This is a genomic window from Zavarzinia sp. (assembly GCF_041650655.1).
Taxonomy (GTDB): domain Bacteria; phylum Pseudomonadota; class Alphaproteobacteria; order Zavarziniales; family Zavarziniaceae; genus Zavarzinia.
Map to the genome: position 1 here is coordinate 1 of NZ_JBAZKR010000230.1, position 3172 is coordinate 3172.

At 67.1% G+C, this 3172-nt stretch carries 5 protein-coding genes; all 5 read left to right on the top strand.

What is annotated here, in order from left to right:
- On the top strand, positions 1 to 771 hold a 771-nt coding region (locus WC493_RS22680; protein WP_373068811.1), incomplete at its 5' end, for a branched-chain amino acid transaminase.
- 19 nt (positions 772 to 790) lie between these two features.
- Positions 791 to 997 (top strand): zinc-finger domain-containing protein, encoded by a 207-nt coding sequence (locus tag WC493_RS22685; protein WP_373068813.1) that lies wholly within the window; start codon positions 791 to 793, stop codon positions 995 to 997.
- 23 nt (positions 998 to 1020) lie between these two features.
- On the top strand, positions 1021 to 2019 hold the full coding sequence (gene waaF, locus WC493_RS22690; RefSeq protein ID WP_373068815.1) for a lipopolysaccharide heptosyltransferase II: 999 nt from the start codon (positions 1021 to 1023) through the stop codon (positions 2017 to 2019).
- A 2-nt stretch (positions 2020 to 2021) separates the two neighbouring features.
- Positions 2022 to 2447, top strand: coding sequence for a nuclear transport factor 2 family protein (locus WC493_RS22695; RefSeq protein ID WP_373068817.1), 426 nt, complete (start codon positions 2022 to 2024; stop codon positions 2445 to 2447).
- 8 nt (positions 2448 to 2455) lie between these two features.
- A partial coding sequence (locus WC493_RS22700; protein WP_373068819.1) for a YheT family hydrolase occupies positions 2456 to 3172 on the top strand: 717 nt, incomplete at its 3' end.

Genomic DNA, 3172 nt, shown 5'->3' on the forward strand with positions numbered 1-3172 from the left:
GCGATTTTCCGCCTCAAGGAGCACACCGACCGGCTGTTCAATTCAGCGCATATCTACCGCATGGCGATGCCCTACGACAAGGCCACGCTGATGGAGGCGCACAAGGAAGTGGTGCGCGCCAACAAGCTCGACTCCTGCTACCTGCGGCCGATCGCCTTCTATGGTTCCGAGAAGATGGGCGTCAGCCCGCGCGGCGCGGCGACGCATGTGTCCATCGCAGCCTGGCCCTGGGGCGCCTACCTCGGCGAGGACGGCATGGAGAAGGGCATCCGCGTCAAGACCTCCAGCTTTGCCCGCCACCACGTCAATGTCTCGATGTGTCGCGCCAAGTACTCCGGCACCTATGCCAACTCGATCCTCGCCAACATGGAAGCCACCGAGGACGGCTACGACGAAGCGCTGCTGCTCGACGTGGACGGCTTTGTCGCTGAAGGCTCGGGCGAGAACCTGTTCGTGATCAAGGACGGCCAGATCTACGAACCCGAGATCGCCTCGGCGCTGGTCGGCATCACGCGCGCCACGGTGCATACCCTGGCCAGGGAACTCGGCTACACGGTGGTCTCCAAGCGCCTGACGCGAGACGACATCTACATTGCCGACGAGGCCTTCTTCACCGGTACGGCTGCCGAGGTGACACCTATCCGCGAACTCGACAACCGCACCATCGGCGCCGGCAGTCGCGGACCGATCACGACCAGGATCCAGAGCCTGTTCTTCGACGTGGTCAACGGCAAGGTGCCCGCCCACGCCGACTGGCTCAGTTATGTCTGATTTGAGCACGAGGTAAACCATGTCCACTCTCGACGAATCCCAGCGCCAGGTTGCCGTCACGGCCCACGATCTGCCGCTGGCCTGTCCGCGTCCCGACGCCCCGCTGTGGGCCCGCCATCCGCGCGTCTTCATCGACGTCCTGAAGAGCGCCTCGGGCGAAGCCGCCTGCCCTTACTGCGGCACCGTGTATCGCTTCACCGGCGAGCGCCCCAAGGGCCATCACTGAGCACCTCGGGTTCACTTCCGCAAGTGAAGATACTGGTCGTCGCTCCATCCTGGATCGGCGACACGATCCTCGCCCAGCCGCTCTTCGCGCTGCTCAAGCGCAACAATCCGGACGTCCGCATCGAGGTGCTGGCACCCGACTGGTCGGCGCCGCTGCTGACGCGCATGGCCGAGGTCGATGCGGTCGTCATCAACCCCTTCCGCCACGGCGAGTTCGGTTTCGCCACACGCCGCGCGCTGGGTCGCCGTCTCGCCGGCGCCGACTTTTCAGCAGCCTACGTCTTGCCGAACTCGTGGAAGTCCGCGCTGGTGCCTTTCTTCGCCCGCATTCCGCGGCGCATCGGCTACCAGGGCGAGAGCCGCTATCTGCTGCTGAACGAACGCCACCGGCTCGACGTCGCCGCTCATCCGCAACTGGTGCAGCGCTACGCCGCGCTGGCCGGGCCGCTGCCCGCAAGCTTGCCGCTGCCACACTTGAGCTCGACCGCTGAACAGCAGCAGACCGTGCGCTCGGCCCTGAATCTTCCGCTCGATGCCGCGCCGGTGATCTTCTGTCCCGGCGCCGAATACGGCCCCGCGAAGCGCTGGCCGACGCAGCACTTCGCGGCGCTGGCGCGACTCGTCGCGACCCCGCAAAACCCGGTCTGGCTGGTCGGGTCGGCCAAAGATGCCGCCGTGGGCGATGACATAGCGAGGGCGGCAGAGGGAGCGGCGCTCAATCTGTGCGGCCGCAGCACGCTGGAGCAGGCCATCGACCTGATCGCCTCGGCGCGCTGCGTGGTGAGCAACGACTCCGGACTGATGCACGTCGCCGCCGCGCTAGGGCGGCCTCTGGTGGCGCTCTACGGTTCGTCCTCGCCGGCCTATACGCCACCGCTGTCGGCACAGGCGCGTATCGTTTCGAGAAACCTGCCGTGCAGCCCCTGCTTCAAGCGCGAGTGCCCGCTGGGGCATTTCGATTGCATGAACGGAATCACGCCACAGCAGGTGGCGGCTACCGTCACCGCACAGTTCCAGGCCTGATCGTGCCCAGCCAGAAGATCTTCGCCAGCCCTCAGGACGTCGAGGCCGCCTTTTACGAGGCGCTGGAACACAGCGACATCGACGCCATGATGGCCGTCTGGGCCGAGGACGAAGAAGTCGTCTGCGTCCAGCCCGGCGGGCCGCGCCTGGTCGGCTACACGATGATTCGCGAAGCCTGGCAGCGCATCTTTGCCAACGGCAGGAAACTCAAGGTGCGCCTGTCGCAGCAGACGGCGATCACCACGCCCTTCGCCATGATCAGCACCGTGCTGGAACACATCGCCACCGCCGACGACGAGAGCCTGAGCGCACCGGTGGCGGCCACCAACGTCTATGTGCGCGGGGCCCTCGGCTGGCGCATGGTCGCCCACCACGCTTCGCCGGTACCGCCCAACAGCATCACCGAGGCGCCGCGCATCCTGCACTGAGTCCGACCATGACCGCGCAGCACTACCTTGCGCCGTCGTGGCTGCCCGGCGGCCATGCGCAAACCATCTGGCCGCTGCTGATCAAAGGGCCTCTGCCACGCTACCGGCGCGAGCGCTGGGACACGCCGGACGGCGACTTCATCGATCTCGACTGGATCGACGGCACGCCCGGCGCGCCGTGCATCGCGCTGTTTCATGGCCTCGAAGGCAGCTCGCGCAGCCACTACGCGCGACGGCTGATGCACGCGGCAGCCGGGCGCGGCTGGCACGGCGTGGTGGTGCATTTCCGCGGCTGCTCGGGCGAGCCGAACCGCCTGCCGCGCGCCTATCATTCCGGCGACTCGCAGGAGATCGACTGGGTGCTGCGCCGCCTGCAGGCGCGCGGCGATCCGGCGCTGTTCGCCGCCGGCGTTTCGCTCGGCGGCAACGCCCTGCTGAAATGGCTGGCCGAACAAGGCAGCCATGCGTCCAGCGTGATCGCCGCCGCCGCAGCCGTGAGCGCGCCGCTGGATCTGGCCGCCGCCAACACCGCGCTGTCATCCGGCTTCAATCTGATTTACGCACGGCACTTTCTGCGCACGCTGATTCCGGCGGCAATGAGCAAGGAGAGGCGTTTCCCCGGGCGCATCGACGTTCGCCGCGCCAAGGCTGCCCGCACCCTGCGCGATTTCGACGACGCCGTGACCGCGCCGCTGCACGGCTTTATCGGCGCCGACGACTATTAC